Source organism: Rahnella sp. BCC 1045 (assembly GCF_019049615.1).
Classification (GTDB): domain Bacteria; phylum Pseudomonadota; class Gammaproteobacteria; order Enterobacterales; family Enterobacteriaceae; genus Rahnella; species Rahnella contaminans.
Genome location: NZ_JAFMOZ010000110.1, coordinates 19,663 through 34,557, shown reverse-complemented (window position 1 = coordinate 34,557; position 14,895 = coordinate 19,663). Strand labels below are relative to the sequence as shown.

Below are 14,895 nucleotides of genomic sequence, written 5' to 3'. Positions count from 1 at the left end.
AGTCCTTAATCATCGGACTCACAGCCTGTTTCCGCAAGATTACTGACATTTTATCATCCATGTCACGACTCTTTCCGTTGGGGAAACCAATGAATACCTCTTCCACGCACAACACCGGCAGCCTGCGGGTTCTGTTCACCGTTTGTCTGGCAGCGGTGATCCTGCCGCTCAATTTCGTCAGCGGCGCGGTCGCCACGCCCGCCATCGCCCGTGAACTCGGCGGCAGCGCGCAGGCGCTCAGCTGGATAACCAATTCTTTCATGCTGACGTTTGGCTGTTTTCTGATGGCCGCGGGTGCGCTGGCGGATGAAATCGGCCGCAAAAAAGTGTTTATCAGCGGCGTTTCGCTGTTTGCCCTGCTTTCGTTGTTACAGGCCTTCAGCAGCAGTTTGCTGTGGACTGATTTGCTGCGCGGCGCGCAGGGGATTGCCGCCGCCGGTGCGCTGGCGGGCGGTGCGGCGGCTCTGGCGCAGGAATTCGACGGCGCAGCGCGAACCCGCGCGTTCAGTCTGATGGGCAGCAGTTTTGGCGTCGGGCTGGCGTTCGGTCCGTTTCTGGCCGGATTGCTTATCGCGCATTTCGGCTGGCGTTCGGTCTTTTTCTCCGCCGCTGCCATCGCGCTGATTTCCCTGCTGAGCGGCACGTCGAAAATGCACGAAACGCGAAATCCGCAGGCTGCCGGTATCGACTGGCCGGGCACAGTGTCGTTTACCGCCATGCTGGCTTTGCTGACCTGGGCGCTGATGGAAATTCCGCAGTCCGGCCTGAACAGCCCGCAGGTGCTGGCGATGCTGGCGGGTGCGGCGGTGTTACTGGGTATTTTCGTGGTGGTTGAGCTGCGCGTGAAAAATCCGATGCTGGATTTATCGCTGTTCCGCTACGTGCGTTTTATCGGCGTGCAGGCACTGCCGCTGGCGACCGGTTTCTGTTTTGTGGTGCTGCTGGTGGTGCTGCCGATGCTGTTTATCGGCGTTACCGGGCTGAGCGAAGAGCACGCCGGGCTGATGATGATGGCGCTGTCGGTGCCGATGCTGGTTGTACCGCTGCTGGCGGCGTGGCTGACGCGCTGGATACCGGCGGGCGTGTTGTGTACCGCCGGGCTGGTGATTGCTGCTGCCGGTCTGGGCTGGCTGAGCCGCGCGGTGCTGGCGCAGGATCTGTCCGGCATGATCGCGCCGATGCTGATAATTGGCGTGGGTACGGGTTTACCCTGGGGTTTGATGGACGGGCTTTCGGTCAGCGTTGTACCAAAAGAACGGGCAGGCATGGCGACCGGGATTTTCAGCACCACGCGCGTGGCCGGTGAAGGGATTTCACTGGCGATTGTCGGTGCCATTCTCGCCGCGCTCACTCATAACGCACTGGCGGCACAATTTACCGGCGGAGAAATCAGTCAGGCGGCGCAGCGGCTGGCGACCGGCAATCTGGCGGTCGCTCAGCAGCTCATTCCGCAGGCCAGCACGGCGCAGCTTCAGGCGCTTTATGCCGCCTCGCTGCATCCGCTGTTGTTGTGCCTGACGGGTATTACGCTGTTTTCCGCGCTGGTGGTTTTACTGGCACTGCGCGGAAATCATCAGGAAACGGCAGAAAACGCAGCCGTCTGTCAGAAGGATCTGTCGCCGTAACCGGCTTCAAGAACCGGGCGCAGCCGCGCATAAACTTCTTCAATGTCTGCCGGAATATCCACTTCGGCAATAAAGCCCGCACCGCGCGGGCCGTAGCCCCCCGGCGCATTACGCAGACGCGGGATTTCGCCCAGCAGCAGGGAGATAAAGCGCGGCAATGTCCACAAACCGGCCTGTGCGGTTCCGGCAAATCTCACGCTTTCGCCTTCGCGCACCAGCTGCGGCACCAGCACCGGCCAGCTGGTGAAGCGGACATCCGGACGATCGCGCCAGACGTGGCGGAAACTGGCGTCGGTGCGCAACTGCATCAGCGGATCCTGTGTCAGAATAATGTTCGTATTCTGGTCACCGGATCCGTCGAGCACGCGCCGCGCCTGTAGGGCGTTATCGCCGCAGTTGGCCGACGCCGTTTCCAGCAGGATATTTTCCGGGGAAAGCCCGAAATGCTGTAAACCGATGTCGTACAACACTTCGGCCTCACTGCGGCCTTCGGTGGCGATGTTCCGGTAAACCGGATGTTGCTGCACCGCGTCATACAGCAAACGGGTCGAATGCCCGATGCCACCGGCAATCAGCAGGCGTGACACCGCGCCCTGCGCCAGCGCCTGAAACGCCGCTTCTGCGGTCGGTAAAATCGCGTTGCCCAGGAGGATGAGCAGCGGCGAAGTACCTGACGGCCCCTTTCCGGCGGTTTGGTCAAAAGATAAAAAATGCGCCAGACGGTTCATATCAGCAATAACGGGATCAGAAAACATCACAGTCTCCATTCGGGGGGATACAGCATCATAACCCGTTAACAACACACAAAGAATGGTTAATAAACTTCATCTTTTCACTGCCGCTCCGCATCATACAGACCTGTAAAAAACATAATATCGGGATAAAAAACTATCAATTTCACATTTATAGAATTTTTATCCTTATTATCAAAAATGCCGAAAATATCCCCTTAAGGTAAATTTATTAACTTATATTTAACCATAACGGCGTTTTTCATCATGAGGTTAAGGTCAGGGACTCTTTCAGCAGTGACTGAAAAATACAAATCCCGGTCTGCGCGTCGTTTCTTGTCCGGTTTTCTTGCAGTCTTTAGCGTTAAATTACTGACCACCAGAGGATTTCCACATGCAACACCGTTGCATGAATACACACCAGTGTAAGCAGTTATTGGGAGTCATCATGGGCGAAAAAAATTCTTTATTACTGGCTATTCTGGCCGCGGCAACACTGACGTTAGCCGCAGGCGCGCAGGCAGCCGGAACCTTAACAGGGCAAGTGGGCGTTTCACTGACCATCAGCACCGGGTGTACCGTGGGTAACGGCACGTCAACGGGTGGGACCAACCAGTGGGGTACCTTAAACTTTGGTAACTATGCCGATCTGACCAGCGTGATCAACGGCACCGTGTTTGGTGCCAATGGCACCGGCGCGGTCACCATCACCTGTAGCACCGGCCTGACACCAACGCTGTCACTCAATGGCGGCCTTGCGGCGACCGGCGGGTTGCGCACGATGACCTCCAGCGGAACCAGCATTCCTTACCGTCTCTATTCCGATACCGCACGTACCACTGAAATCGCGATCAATACGCCAATCACCCTGACCACCGGGACGACGGCGCAAAATATCCCGATTTATGGCCGCGTGCTGCCTGCTGACCAGACCAGCACCACGCCAGCCGCAGGAACTTATAACGATACCGTTGTTGCCACTCTTTCCTGGTAAAGCTTTATTCCCTCAGGGCCGGTTTAGCCTCTGAAGGATTTTTGATTCAAGGAAGGAAAACCATGGACATCAAGGTACTGCTGCTCTTGCCAGCTATCCTGCTGGTGTCGATGCCGTTCAGCATTCCCTTAAGTCAGGCGGCAACAATCGGCGTCAGCGCCACGTTGTTGCCCGCCTGCGAGGCGGGAACCACGACGTCCGGAAGTACCAGTTTTGGTACGCTGAATTTTGGCAATTATGCTTCGCTGACCAGCGCGATTAATGCCACCAGCGCTCAGCTGGCGGGCTCGATTCGCGTGAAATGCGTGAACGGACTGGCCTACAAAATTGTTATGGATGGCGGCAGCAGCGGCGTGGTGACAGCCCGCAGAATGGTCAACACCACCAACAGCGCGGTATCCCTGCAATATAATCTCTATACCACAGCGGCGCGCACGACAGTCTGGGATAACACCACCGGCGTGAGCAATACCGGCAACGGTGCCGATCAGTGGGCGACGGTCTATGGCCGCGTTCCGGCTCAAAGCACACCGGCCGCCGGTGTTTATCAGGACACGGTGAACGTCACCGTGTCCTGGTAGAGGCTGTTATGCCTGGCCGTCTGCTTGCTCCGCTGATTCTGCTGCCGCTGATGTTTTGCAGCGCAGCGCGGGCCGCAACCGCCACGGCAGCATTTACCGTCACCGCCACCCTCACCAATGGCTGCGCTTTTGGCAGCTCGTTTTCCAGCCCGACCACCAACCTCGGCATCATCAACTTCGGATCCATGTCCTCCATCCCCGCCAACGTCGACACCACCAGCGTTGCCGGTGCCGGATCCGTGGTGGTGACCTGTACGCCGGGAACCTCCGTCAGTATCGCCATGGATTACGGCACTCACGGCGGCAGCGCGACGCGCCGCTTTCTGCAAAACACCACCAGCACAGAGCAACTGGGCTATCAGCTTTTTCAGGATGCCGCCCGCAGTCAGGTCTGGGGCAACGGCGCACTGGTTAAATCCGTGGCCAGTTTTCCTGCGACCACACAAACCTACCCGGTTTATGCACGTTTATACGCTGTGACCACCCTGCCTTCTGCCGGGACTTATACCGATACCGTCACCGTAACGTTAACTTATTGAATCATCAGGATATGGAATATGAATACACTGTTTTTACGCACGAATTTTTCCCGCATTATTTCAACCACTGCGCTGGCCTGCTCCCTGCTGTTACCGCCCGCTGCGCAGGCTGCCAGTTCCGTGCTTGTCTGGCCGGTCTACCAGATTATTGAAGCCGATCAGAACGGATCGGCCCTGTGGCTGGAGAACCGTGGCGCTGAACCGGTGTCTTTACAGGTGCGCGTGCTGGCCTGGAAGCAGGAGAATTTTAACGAGCGATACGCGGATCAAACCAACGTGGTCGCCAGCCCGCCTTTTGCGACGGTGCCTCCGGGTCAGCGCCAGCTGATCAGACTGATCCGCAACACGCCGGTGCCGGCGAATACTGAACAGGCCTACCGCATCATTATTGATGAGATCCCGTCCCCGTTGAATAACGCCGGCCAGGGGAAAGATAAGGCGGTGGTCGGGCTGCAATTGCAGATGCGTTATCTGCTTCCGCTGTTTATGGATGGCGGCAGTCTGTGGACTAACGATCGCCCGGATATGAAACGCGATCCGTCCACGGCGTCGCGCCCGGTACTGTCGTGGCGCACGGTTTCTGACGGCGGTAAAACCTATTTGCAGGTGCGCAATACCGGCATCGTCCATGCGCGTCTGAGCAACGTATTCTGGTCAGCGAACGGCAATCAGAAGCAGGGTGTAAAAACCATGGTCGGCGGCTTTATGGGCTACGTGTTACCGGGGCAACAGATGCGCTGGCCGTTGCCTGCGGGCGTCACGCCCGGCGAGCAGCTTAATGCGCAGATTGCCGATAATACCAAACCGATTGTCATTTCCCGCGGCCAGTAACAGCAGGAGCCGCAACGGATGCCAATCAGACCTCTTCCCCGTTCGGGTTATCAGCCGAAGCTGTATTTCCGGGGAAGCCTGTGCCTGTTATGCCTGACCACGTTTGCCGTGCAGGCGCAGGAATATTCATCGCTGCCGGACGCCCCGCGTGCTGCACCGGTGGTGACGGATGCCATGTTTTATCTGTCTGTCGTGGTGAACGGCCAGACGGATAATCAGGTGGTGCCTGTTACCTATCGCAATAATGCGTACTTTGTCGAAGCCGGGGTGCTGGCGAAAAATCACGTTCACATTAACGGTCAGACGGGGCTGATTAACGTCGGCGAGTTGCCGGACGTGAAAGCCCGTTATGACTCGGGAACACAGCAGCTGATTTTACAGGTGCCGGATGCGTGGCTGCCGAATCAGAACGTCAGCGGCGATCCGCTGATGAACTACACACCATCGGAAAGCAGCAACGGCCTGCTGTTTAACTACGATGCGTATTACACCGATCCGCCCGGCGGCGCACGGTCAGTCGCCACCTGGATGGAACAGCGTTTTTTCAGCAGTCTGGGGATTGTCACCAACACCGGAACTTACCGCTACAACATTGACAGCGTGTCCTCCAACGGCGGCCAGACCTCGCAGGATGGCTATCTGCGTTACGATACTTTCTGGCGTTTTACCGACGAAAAAAATTTGATCAGCTATCAGGTCGGGGATTTCGTCAGCGACTCCCTGACATGGAGTAATTCGGCGCGCATGGGCGGTATCCGCATCAGCCGTAATTTCGCGGTTCGTCCGGATCTGGTGACGTATCCGCTGCTGCAATACAGCGGAACAGCCGCCGTACCGACCACCGTGGATTTGTTCCTCAATGGCTTCAAAGCCAGCAGTAATAACCTGAACTCCGGGCCGTTTACCCTGACCAACGTGCCGTATATCAACGGCGCCGGTGAAGCCACGATCGTGACGACGGATGCTGTCGGGCGACAGGTTTCGACCAGCGTACCGTTTTATGTTTCCAACACCTTGCTGCGCAAAAACCTCAGCGACTTTGATTTCTCGCTCGGCGCGGTTCGTCAGAATTATGGCCTGTCCAACGGTGATTATTCCGATGCGGCCTTCAGCGGTATCTACCGTTACGGCCTGAGCAATTACCTGACGCTTTCGGGCCATACCGAAATCGCGCAGGGATTAACGCTCGGTGGTTTAGGGGGGGATATCGCGGTCGGCACCTGGGGAACGCTGAGTGTCTCAGGCAGCACGAGTAAAGCCGACCGGCCGCCGGTCGATGGTAGTAATATTCCCGATAACCAAAGTACTTACCCGAACGGCGCGAACCCGGGTATTCCCAATGCCAGCGGAGAAATCAGCAATCCGCTGGGCGTGAGCGCGACCGACAAAAAAGACGGCAGCCAGTACACCCTCGGCTATTCGTACTATTCCAATATTTTCAGTCTGTCCGCCCTGCGCTCAAAACGCACGGTGGGTTATCAGGATATTACGTCTTACACCAGCAACACGAGGTTAAGCCGTCAGGCGGATCAGGTGACGTTCAGCACCTCGCCCTTTGGCTCGTCAAACGGCACCATGGGCATCGGGTATTACGACGTCGAAGCCTATGACAATTCCCATACCCGGCTGGTGAACTTCTCTTACAGCCGCTCGCTGTGGGGCCAGAGCAGCATGTTTTTATCGCTCAACAAAACGCTGGGCGATAACGGCTACAGCGCACAACTTCAGTTCATTATCCCGATCGGCACCAATATCAATATGAATGCAGGCGTGCAGCGTGACAGTTCAGGAAATTATCAGGAGCAAATTGGCGCCAGCAAAGCGACACCGACCGACGGGGGTCTGGGCTGGAATCTGGCTTACAGTGGCGGCAATAACCCGTATCAGCAGGCCGATGCCACCTGGAAATCCCATTACGCCACGGTTCAGGGCGGCTTTTACGGCAATCAGGGCGATTACACCAACTGGGCGGATCTGAGTGGTTCCGTGGTGTTTATGGCTAACGACTGGTTCCTGTCAGACAAAATTAATGACGCCTTTATCGTGGTGGATACCGGCCATTACGCCGACGTGCCGGTGTTGTTCGAGAACCAGAAAATGGGCAAAACAGACAGCAACGGACATCTCCTGATCCCAACCGTCAGCTCGTATTATCCCGCCAAAGTGGAAATCGATACGCTTCCGCTCCCGGCAGACGTGGTCGCCAATAACGTCAATGACCGGATTGCCGTGAAGCAAGGCAGTGGCGTAATAGTGAAATTTAGCGTGGAAAAAGTCCTTTCCGCCAATATCACCCTCCACGACAAAGCCGGGCAACCGCTGAAACTCGGGACGCTGGTAACGGAACAAAACTCTCAGCAAACCACCGTAACCGGCTATGACGGGCTGGTGTACTTCTCCCATTTGCAGGAACACAACGTGCTGAATATTCAGCAGGAAGATCATTCGGTATGCCGGATCGGTTTCGATCTGGATCCTAAACATCAGAGCATTGAGCAGATTGGCCCGCTGGCATGTCCGGACACGACAGCGGGTACAGGCGCAGGAGATAAATCATGAGAATTTTTTGGCGGCAGATACGCCACGGCGTGTTGCTGGTGATGCTGCTTGCGGCATCGTCGGTGGCCCGGGCCGGTTGTACCACAGCAGCGTCCACCATTACATTGGGAACACAAAATTCTTTTGCCGTCAGTTCCACTCCGCTGATCACCTCTGGCGGCAGCGGATTAAGCTGTACCGGCGGCCTGCTCAACGTGGGCGGCACCAATACCATCACGGCGCTGATAGGCACAACGACACATCCGGCCGGAACACAGCCACGCCTTTACAGCGCAGCCACCGGCCAGTATCTGCCGTACAGTTTGTGTAAAGATGCCAGCTGCAGTGCCGTTTATAATCAGGGCGATACTATCACCTGGAGCAGCAGCACCGCGCTCGGCCTGTTGGGATTATTTTCCGGCCCCAACAGTACATTGCCGCTCTACGTCCGCCCGGTTGCCATTTCCAATCTGGCAGCCGGAACCTATATCGATACGGTTCCGATTAACTGGACCTGGAATATGTGTTCCATCGCCGTGGGTACATTGCTGTGTCTCGCGGATACAGGGAGTGTTTCTGGCAATGTGAATCTGACCCTGAATGTCACCAGTTTTTGCTATATCGACAGTGCTCCCAACGTCGGTTTCGGCAGCGCCGCCCTGCCTTCCGGCCTGACGACGGTCGTGGCGAACACCATCAGCGTGCGCTGCACCCTGAACGCCGCCTATTCCGTGAACCTGACCAGCAGCGTGGCGGGCACCGGCGCATACCGGCAGATGTCATCTACCGCCAATTCGGTTACCAGCTATCTGCAATACCAGATTTTCAAAGGTGACAGCACGGTCTGGACCGCCGCAACCAACAGCAGCGCGACCGGAACCGGTACTTCGCAGTCATTCCCGTACACGGCGTCCGTGAATTTGACGCAAGCCAACCAGCCCGCAGGTTCTTACAGCGATATCGTGACGGTAACAGTGACGTACTAGAAGGGATAAAACAGAACCGGTGCAGCGAATGCGCACCGGTTTGGAAACGATAAAAACTTACAGCGCTTTCAGCGTTTTGATGGTGGCATCCACGTCAATTTCATCTTCCGTAAACACGTACGTGCTGTTCTGGAAGGTGGTGATCAGCAGCTTTTTCATGGTACGCGTCGCGGCTTTTTTCTCTTCTTCCTGCGGGCGGATACGGTTCATCAGCAGGCCGACAGAAAGCACGGCATTCTCTTTGTCGACTTTGGTTTCTGCCGGGACTTCTTCATTGAAGGCCAGGAAGGATTTGATACTGGTGATTTTGATGCGCTCACCGGCAATAAAGATGTATTTGCTTTCCGGTTCCACTTTGACCGCAAAGGCGGAAAGACCTTTGTTGTTGGTCGTCGGCTCAAAAGTGACCACCGCATCTTTTTTAATCAGCTCAGGGTTTGCGACTTTAATCACGTGGAAATAACGGTTATCGCCGTTTTCATCTTTGATAAAACCGAAACCTTTATCTTCAAACCAGGTTGTGATTACGCCGTTCATCGCTTACCGCCTAAGTAATTATTCGTTCAATATGTCAGATTTTGCAGGGCGGCAGTGTAAAGCAGAATGAGGATAAAGTCCTGTGCTTTACAGCCCGGCCTGCCGTGTTATACCGCTTTACGGAAAGTCAGGTTAAACCGGTACCCACCTGTGAGCGGATGTTCACCGGCTTTCAGCGGCAAAACGCCGTGATAACGCAGCCGCGACGGGCCGCCCCACACCACGATATCGCCGTGCGTCAGCGTAATGCGCTGCGTTTTGTCGCTGCGCTCCAGCCCGCCAAACTGAAACACCGCCGGTAATCCGAGCGAAATCGAGACAATCGGCTGCCCGAAGTCATGCTCGTCTTTATCCTGATGCAGGCTCATTTTGGCGCCCGGCTGATACCGGTTAATCAGGCAGGCATCCGGATTAAAACCGGGAAAACCGGCCTGCTCTGCGGCTTTCACCGCGATATCGCGAAACAGTTCAGGCATCGCGGGCCATTGCTGATGGCTTTCCGGCGATGTGGTCTGATACCGGTAACCGGCTTTATCGGTTACCCAGCCGACATCACCGCAGTTGGTCATCGCCACAGACATCGCATAACCGCCCGGCGTCGCGCGATACTGAAAAGGCACCAGCCCGGCGATCCGGTCGATCTCCGCCAGCAACGCTGTATCGTTTTCCCGCGCTGCGCCACGCAGCACCACCGCGCCGGGGAAAAGATCTTCGCGCCAGTGCGGGTGGAAATCGGGATGATCAAAAAGATCCAAATTCATGTCAGCCTCCGCGTTTGCGTATGCATTAAGTATAACGGATGTCGCCTTTTGAGCATCAGACCATCATTTTCAACGCCACCGTGAAGACAAAAACTCAAGAAATACCGTGGCCGCCTGGCCGATACGCCGGTTAGGCCGCACGCAATAGACGCCGGTTTCCCGCCCTGTCCATTGCGGCAAAACCTGCACCAGACTTCCTGCGGCAATCGCTGCCGCCATCGTGACTGCCGAATGAAAAGCGATGCCGTGCGCGTCGGTACAAAGCCGCCGCGCCGCATCCGCGTTATCCACTTTCACCGATCCTTTCGGTGCCAGCGTGCGTTCTTCTGCACCCGAAAACAGCCGCCACAGCAGGCCGTCCTGACTGGCCGAAGAAACAATACATTCATGCTGATTGAGATCTTCCAACGCCTGCGGCACCCCGCGTTTTTCCAGATAAGCCGGTGCGGCTACCAGGATCCGCCGGTTCTCCAGCATCTTGTGAGCAATCAGCGAGGAATCCTTCATACGACCAATACGAAACGCCAGCATGATGCCGTCGGCAACCAGATCAGCGTAGTCATCGGTCAGACGCAAATCCAGCTGCACGCGCGGGTACGCCGCCAGAAACGCACTCAGATACGGCACGATATGCGTGTGACCAAATGCCACCGGCGCGCTGACCACCAGTTCGCCATACGGCAGCTTCTGTTCATCGCGCACGGTTTCGGCGGCGTTCCGCAGCAGCAGCAGCGCCTGATGACACTCGGAAAAATAGCGTTTCCCGGATTCAGTCAGCGACATCGCCCGCGTGGTCCGGTTCAGCAGCTGGGTGCCCAGCTGCTGTTCCAGCGCTTTGATAAAGCGGCTGACGGACGACGGCGTGATCCCCAGCGCATCAGCGGCGCGGGCAAAGCTATTGTGTTCAACCACAGCAACAAAGGTTTGCACTAAGTGCAGCGACGGCGCGTTCATTATTGCTCTCAGGGAATCAATGAATGTTATTTCCGGCTATTATCAAGAAAATTGAGCATGATTAAAATATTTCTTTTTCGAGGAACATTCTATGAAAACGCCTGATCTCTCCGCCTTTCACGCCCTGCATTTGCAGGATAAACCGCTGAAATTACCCAACGCCTGGGACGCAGGCAGCGCACGCCAGACAGAGTTTCTTGGCGCGGCGGCCATTGCCACCACCAGTGCAGGCGTCGCCTGGTCTTTGGGGTATCGCGACGGCAATGCGCTGCCGGTGGATGAGTATGTGGCGCGCGCGGCGTCTATCGCCCGGGTAATTTCAGTTCCGCTGTCTGCGGATGTCGAAGGCGGTTACAGCGACTCCCCGGCGCAGGTTGCCATTCATGTTTCGCGGCTTACCGACGTCGGCGTCACCGGCATTAATATTGAGGACGGCGCGGGAAATCCCGATCTCCTTTACGCCAAAGTCGAGGCCATCCGCAACGCGTGTATCCGGCGCGGCGTGGAGCTGTACATTAATGTACGTACCGACGTTTACGCCCGCAATCTGGTGTCCGCTGAACACCGCGCCGCCGAAGTCATGGTGCGGGCACAAGCCTGCCATCGCGCAGGCGCTGACGGGCTTTTTGTGCTCGGATTAACCGACCTGAACGAGATGCGCGACATCGCCGCAAGCACCCCGCTGCTGCTCAATGTTGCGGTCTGGCCGGGACTTGCGCCGGTGGAAGAACTGGCGCAAGCGGGCGTGCGCCGTCTCAGCGCCGGTTCCTGGCTGCCGCAAACCTTGTGGGCACAGAACGCAAGGCTGGTCAGCGGTTTTTTACAGGAGGATGCGATGACGCCGATGATGGAAAATGCGGCATCTTATTCTGAAATCAACGTGTTATTTTAACCAGCTGAACGGGCTGAAAAACAAAGACATCAAACCGGAGGGGCAGACAATGAGCACCCAAAATCAGGCAATGCTGCATATCTTGTGCGGAAAAATTGCCTCCGGGAAATCGACCCTGGCGCGCGAACTGGCAACGCAGCCGGTCACGGTTGTCGTCAGCGAAGACCGGTGGTTATCCGAGCTGTTTAAAGAGGAAATGCGCACGATCGAGGATTACGTCCGCTGCTCGGCAAAACTGCGCAGCGCCATCGCCCCGCACGTGGTTTCGCTGCTCAGCGCCGGAGTTTCCGTGGTGCTGGATTTTCCGGCCAATACCGTCGCGAACCGCCAGTGGATGATGAGCATCATTCACGAATCGGGCACGGATCATCGCCTGCATTTTCTGAATGTCTCCGCCGACGTCTGTAAATCCCGTTTGCACGCCCGGAATCAGTCCGGCACGCATGATTTTGTGGTGACCGATGAGCAGTTTGAGCTTATCTCCCGACATTTTGCTGAACCTCAGGCGGAAGAAGGTTTCACCATTATTCAATACGATAACGGAAACTCAGCGGAAACGGGAACCGCCCATGAAGGAACGCGCTGATTGTAGGGTTGTATCGTTTCAGCTAAGGTTTACCTAAGCCAAACCTACCCTATCAGGAGAGCATCATGAGTCGGGAAATCAACAAAGACACGCAGCTGTGCATGTCTCTTTCCGGTCGTCCGGGAAATTTCGGTACCCGTTTTCATAACTACCTTTATCAGGCGTTAGACCTGAACTTCGTCTACAAGGCGTTCACCACTCAGGATATCGAGGCGGCTGTCAAAGGCGTCCGCGCACTCGGTATCCGCGGCTGCGCGGTTTCCATGCCGTTCAAGGAAACCTGCATTCCGTTCCTCGATGAACTGGATCCTTCCGCAACCGCCATTCAGTCCGTGAATACCATCGTCAATGACGACGGTTTCCTGCGCGCCTATAACACCGACTACATTGCCGTCGCCAAACTGCTCGACAGCCACAAAGTCCCGCGCGATGCGGTCTTCGCGCTGCGCGGCAGCGGCGGAATGGGCAAAGCTGTGGTCGCTGCCATCCGTGATGCCGGTTTCAAAACCGGTTATATCATTGCCCGCAACGAAGCCAATGGCCGCGCGCTGGCAGAAGAATACGGTTACGAATGGAAAGCCGACGTCGGTGATTTAGCCGTCGATATGGTCGTCAACGTCACACCAATCGGTATGGCCGGTGGCCCGGAAGCCGATTCACTGGCCTTTGCGCCCGACGTCATTGACCGCGCGAGCATCGTTTTCGACGTCGTCGCCCTGCCGGTCGAAACGCCGCTTATCCGCTACGGCCGTGAGCACGGCAAAAAAGTCATCACCGGCGCAGAAGTCGCCGCACTTCAGGCCGTCGAACAGTTCGTGCTGTATACCGGCAAACGCCCGTCCGACGAACTGATCGAAGCCGCGGCAACGCACGCGCGAAGCTAAGGGTTGTAATCACCTGACGTAAAAACAAAAAAGCCCTGACGGCAACGTCAGGGCGGTGGTCATGACAGCACCAATTATTTGAATCAAACGGCTACCGAACCAGACACGGTTTCTTCGGATCAAACGTCCAGTCCGGCACCAGGAACTGCATGCCCTGCGCGTCATCGCGTGCGCCCAGCCCCATCCCCTTGTAGAGTTCGTGAGCTTTCATCACCTGATCCATATCCAGCTCAACGCCCAGCCCCGGTTGTTCCGGCACGCGCACTTTACCGCCTTTGATCTGCAGCGGTTCTTTAGTCAGACGCTGATTGCCTTCCTGCCAGATCCAGTGCGTATCGATGGCGGTGATTTTGCCCGGCGCGGCGGCGGCAACCTGCGTAAACATCGCCAGCGAGATATCAAAGTGGTTATTGGAGTGAGAACCCCACGTCAGGCCCCATTCATGGCACATCTGCGCCACGCGCACCGAGCCCTGCATGGTCCAGAAATGTGGATCCGCCAGCGGAATATCCACGGATTTCAGCTGGATGGTATGGCCCATCTGACGCCAGTCGGTGGCGATCATATTAGTCGCAGTCGGTAAGCCGGTGGCCTGACGGAATTCCGCCATGATTTCGCGCCCCGAGAAACCCTGCTCCGCGCCGCACGGATCTTCCGCATAGGCCAGCACGCCACGCAGTTGTTTGCCGAGCGCGATGGCTTCATTCAGCGACCACGCGCCGTTCGGATCCAGCGTGATGCGCGCCTGCGGGAAGCGTTGCGCCAATGCGGTCACGGCTTCGGCTTCTTCACTGCCGGCCAGCACGCCGCCTTTCAGTTTGAAATCATTGAAGCCGTATTTTTCATACGCGGCTTCGGCCAGACGAACCACGGCGGCAGGCGTCAGGGCTTCTTCGTGGCGCAGACGATACCAGTCGCAGCTGTCGCCGGGCTGGCTCTGGTAGCCGAGCGACGTTTTGTTGCGGTCGCCGACGTAGAACAGATAACCGAGCATTTCGACTTCGTCGCGCTGCTGACCGTCGCCGAGCAGAGATGCGACGGTGACGCCCAGATGTTTGCCGAGCAGATCCAGCATCGCCGCTTCAATCGCGGTCACAACGTGGATTGTGGTGCGTAAATCGAAAGTTTGCAGCCCGCGGCCGGAAGCATCGCGGTCAGCAAATTTTTCGCGCACGGCGGTCATGACGTTTTTGTATTCGCCCAGCGTTTTGCCGATCACCAGCAACGCGGAATCATCCAGCGTCTGGCGGATTTTCTCGCCGCCCGGGACTTCGCCCACGCCGGTATTCCCGCTGCTGTCTTTGAGGATCAGGATGTTACGGGTGAAAAAAGGCGCGTGCGCCCCGCTGAGGTTAAGCAACATGCTGTCGTGCCCGGCTACCGGGATCACCTGCATGGAAACAATTTTAGGTGTTGAAGAAGAGGTCATAGCTAACTCCTTAGTGAATTCGGATTC

At 56.7% G+C, this 14,895-nt stretch carries 15 protein-coding genes; 10 read left to right on the top strand and 5 right to left on the bottom strand.

What is annotated here, in order from left to right; translation table 11 throughout:
* Positions 1 to 89 precede the first annotated feature (89 nt).
* Positions 90 to 1,625 carry an MFS transporter gene (locus J1782_RS06630; protein ID WP_217152693.1) on the top strand — a complete coding sequence of 512 codons (1,536 nt, stop codon included), beginning with the start codon at positions 90 to 92 and terminating at the stop codon, positions 1,623 to 1,625.
* Here J1782_RS06630 and J1782_RS06625 read toward each other — a convergent pair.
* Positions 1,604 to 2,380: a YdcF family protein gene (locus J1782_RS06625; protein ID WP_217152692.1), complete on the bottom strand. Its 777-nt coding sequence runs from the start codon at positions 2,378 to 2,380 to the stop codon at positions 1,604 to 1,606. The two genes, J1782_RS06630 and J1782_RS06625, sit on opposite strands and share 22 nt — an antisense overlap.
* Positions 2,381 to 2,804: 424 nt before the next feature.
* Here J1782_RS06625 and J1782_RS06620 point away from each other — a divergent pair, with 424 nt between their 5' ends.
* From J1782_RS06620 to J1782_RS06595, 6 genes are all read left to right on the top strand, one after another.
* Complete coding sequence (locus tag J1782_RS06620; RefSeq protein ID WP_152327687.1) at positions 2,805 to 3,350, top strand: spore coat protein U domain-containing protein; 546 nt, start codon at positions 2,805 to 2,807, stop codon at positions 3,348 to 3,350.
* Between the two features lie 62 nt (positions 3,351 to 3,412).
* Positions 3,413 to 3,931 carry a spore coat U domain-containing protein gene (locus J1782_RS06615; protein WP_152327686.1) on the top strand — a complete coding sequence of 173 codons (519 nt, stop codon included), beginning with the start codon at positions 3,413 to 3,415 and terminating at the stop codon, positions 3,929 to 3,931.
* Between the two features lie 8 nt (positions 3,932 to 3,939).
* Positions 3,940 to 4,470 (top strand): spore coat U domain-containing protein, encoded by a 531-nt coding sequence (locus tag J1782_RS06610; protein ID WP_217152691.1) that lies wholly within the window; start codon positions 3,940 to 3,942, stop codon positions 4,468 to 4,470.
* Positions 4,471 to 4,488: 18 nt separating this feature from the next.
* Positions 4,489 to 5,301 carry a molecular chaperone gene (locus J1782_RS06605; protein ID WP_217152690.1) on the top strand — a complete coding sequence of 271 codons (813 nt, stop codon included), beginning with the start codon at positions 4,489 to 4,491 and terminating at the stop codon, positions 5,299 to 5,301.
* 18 nt (positions 5,302 to 5,319) lie between these two features.
* Positions 5,320 to 7,860, top strand: coding sequence for a fimbria/pilus outer membrane usher protein (locus tag J1782_RS06600; protein WP_217152689.1), 2,541 nt, complete (start codon positions 5,320 to 5,322; stop codon positions 7,858 to 7,860).
* On the top strand, positions 7,857 to 8,825 hold the full coding sequence (locus J1782_RS06595; RefSeq protein ID WP_217152688.1) for a spore coat protein U domain-containing protein: 969 nt from the start codon (positions 7,857 to 7,859) through the stop codon (positions 8,823 to 8,825). Before J1782_RS06600 ends, J1782_RS06595 begins: the two co-directional genes overlap by 4 nt.
* 57 nt (positions 8,826 to 8,882) lie before the next feature.
* Here J1782_RS06595 and J1782_RS06590 read toward each other — a convergent pair whose 3' ends face one another.
* The 3 genes from J1782_RS06590 to J1782_RS06580 all read right to left on the bottom strand — a co-directional run bounded on the left by J1782_RS06590 (position 8,883) and on the right by J1782_RS06580 (position 11,077).
* The gene (locus J1782_RS06590) at positions 8,883 to 9,362 is read right to left on the bottom strand and encodes a cold shock domain-containing protein (RefSeq protein WP_152327681.1); all 480 of its coding nucleotides are present in this window, start codon (positions 9,360 to 9,362) and stop codon (positions 8,883 to 8,885) included.
* Positions 9,363 to 9,469: 107 nt separating this feature from the next.
* Positions 9,470 to 10,123, bottom strand: coding sequence for a DNA oxidative demethylase AlkB (alkB, locus tag J1782_RS06585; protein ID WP_217152687.1), 654 nt, complete (start codon positions 10,121 to 10,123; stop codon positions 9,470 to 9,472).
* A 69-nt stretch (positions 10,124 to 10,192) separates the two neighbouring features.
* On the bottom strand, positions 10,193 to 11,077 hold the full coding sequence (locus J1782_RS06580; RefSeq protein WP_165059078.1) for a LysR family transcriptional regulator: 885 nt from the start codon (positions 11,075 to 11,077) through the stop codon (positions 10,193 to 10,195).
* A 91-nt stretch (positions 11,078 to 11,168) separates the two neighbouring features.
* Here J1782_RS06580 and J1782_RS06575 point away from each other — a divergent pair, with 91 nt between their 5' ends.
* From J1782_RS06575 to J1782_RS06565, 3 genes are all read left to right on the top strand, one after another.
* On the top strand, positions 11,169 to 11,969 hold the full coding sequence (locus J1782_RS06575) for an isocitrate lyase/phosphoenolpyruvate mutase family protein (RefSeq protein ID WP_165059075.1): 801 nt from the start codon (positions 11,169 to 11,171) through the stop codon (positions 11,967 to 11,969).
* A 49-nt stretch (positions 11,970 to 12,018) separates the two neighbouring features.
* Positions 12,019 to 12,555 (top strand): ATP-binding protein, encoded by a 537-nt coding sequence (locus J1782_RS06570; protein ID WP_217152686.1) that lies wholly within the window; start codon positions 12,019 to 12,021, stop codon positions 12,553 to 12,555.
* Between the two features lie 65 nt (positions 12,556 to 12,620).
* A complete protein-coding gene (locus tag J1782_RS06565; RefSeq protein WP_217152685.1) occupies positions 12,621 to 13,439 on the top strand; it encodes a shikimate 5-dehydrogenase in 819 nt (272 codons plus the stop codon).
* A gap of 91 nt (positions 13,440 to 13,530) precedes the next feature.
* Here the strand turns inward: J1782_RS06565 and gudD are convergent, their stop codons facing one another.
* Positions 13,531 to 14,868, bottom strand: a complete 1,338-nt coding sequence (gudD, locus tag J1782_RS06560) for a glucarate dehydratase (RefSeq protein ID WP_152327675.1) — start codon at positions 14,866 to 14,868, stop codon at positions 13,531 to 13,533.
* Positions 14,869 to 14,895: the final 27 nt, after the last annotated feature.

Excerpts from the sequence above, each read along its gene's own strand:
- J1782_RS06630 (WP_217152693.1), top strand. The coding sequence starts at position 90 with ATGAATACCTCTTCCACGCACAACACCGGCAGCCTGCGGGTTCTGTTC.
- J1782_RS06625 (WP_217152692.1), bottom strand. The coding sequence starts at position 2,380 with ATGTTTTCTGATCCCGTTATTGCTGATATGAACCGTCTGGCGCATTTT.
- J1782_RS06620 (WP_152327687.1), top strand. The coding sequence starts at position 2,805 with ATGGGCGAAAAAAATTCTTTATTACTGGCTATTCTGGCCGCGGCAACA.
- J1782_RS06615 (WP_152327686.1), top strand. The coding sequence starts at position 3,413 with ATGGACATCAAGGTACTGCTGCTCTTGCCAGCTATCCTGCTGGTGTCG.
- J1782_RS06610 (WP_217152691.1), top strand. The coding sequence starts at position 3,940 with ATGCCTGGCCGTCTGCTTGCTCCGCTGATTCTGCTGCCGCTGATGTTT.
- J1782_RS06605 (WP_217152690.1), top strand. The coding sequence starts at position 4,489 with ATGAATACACTGTTTTTACGCACGAATTTTTCCCGCATTATTTCAACC.
- J1782_RS06600 (WP_217152689.1), top strand. The coding sequence starts at position 5,320 with ATGCCAATCAGACCTCTTCCCCGTTCGGGTTATCAGCCGAAGCTGTAT.
- J1782_RS06595 (WP_217152688.1), top strand. The coding sequence starts at position 7,857 with ATGAGAATTTTTTGGCGGCAGATACGCCACGGCGTGTTGCTGGTGATG.
- J1782_RS06590 (WP_152327681.1), bottom strand. The coding sequence starts at position 9,362 with ATGAACGGCGTAATCACAACCTGGTTTGAAGATAAAGGTTTCGGTTTT.
- alkB (WP_217152687.1), bottom strand. The coding sequence starts at position 10,123 with ATGAATTTGGATCTTTTTGATCATCCCGATTTCCACCCGCACTGGCGC.
- J1782_RS06580 (WP_165059078.1), bottom strand. The coding sequence starts at position 11,077 with ATGAACGCGCCGTCGCTGCACTTAGTGCAAACCTTTGTTGCTGTGGTT.
- J1782_RS06575 (WP_165059075.1), top strand. The coding sequence starts at position 11,169 with ATGAAAACGCCTGATCTCTCCGCCTTTCACGCCCTGCATTTGCAGGAT.
- J1782_RS06570 (WP_217152686.1), top strand. The coding sequence starts at position 12,019 with ATGAGCACCCAAAATCAGGCAATGCTGCATATCTTGTGCGGAAAAATT.
- J1782_RS06565 (WP_217152685.1), top strand. The coding sequence starts at position 12,621 with ATGAGTCGGGAAATCAACAAAGACACGCAGCTGTGCATGTCTCTTTCC.
- gudD (WP_152327675.1), bottom strand. The coding sequence starts at position 14,868 with ATGACCTCTTCTTCAACACCTAAAATTGTTTCCATGCAGGTGATCCCG.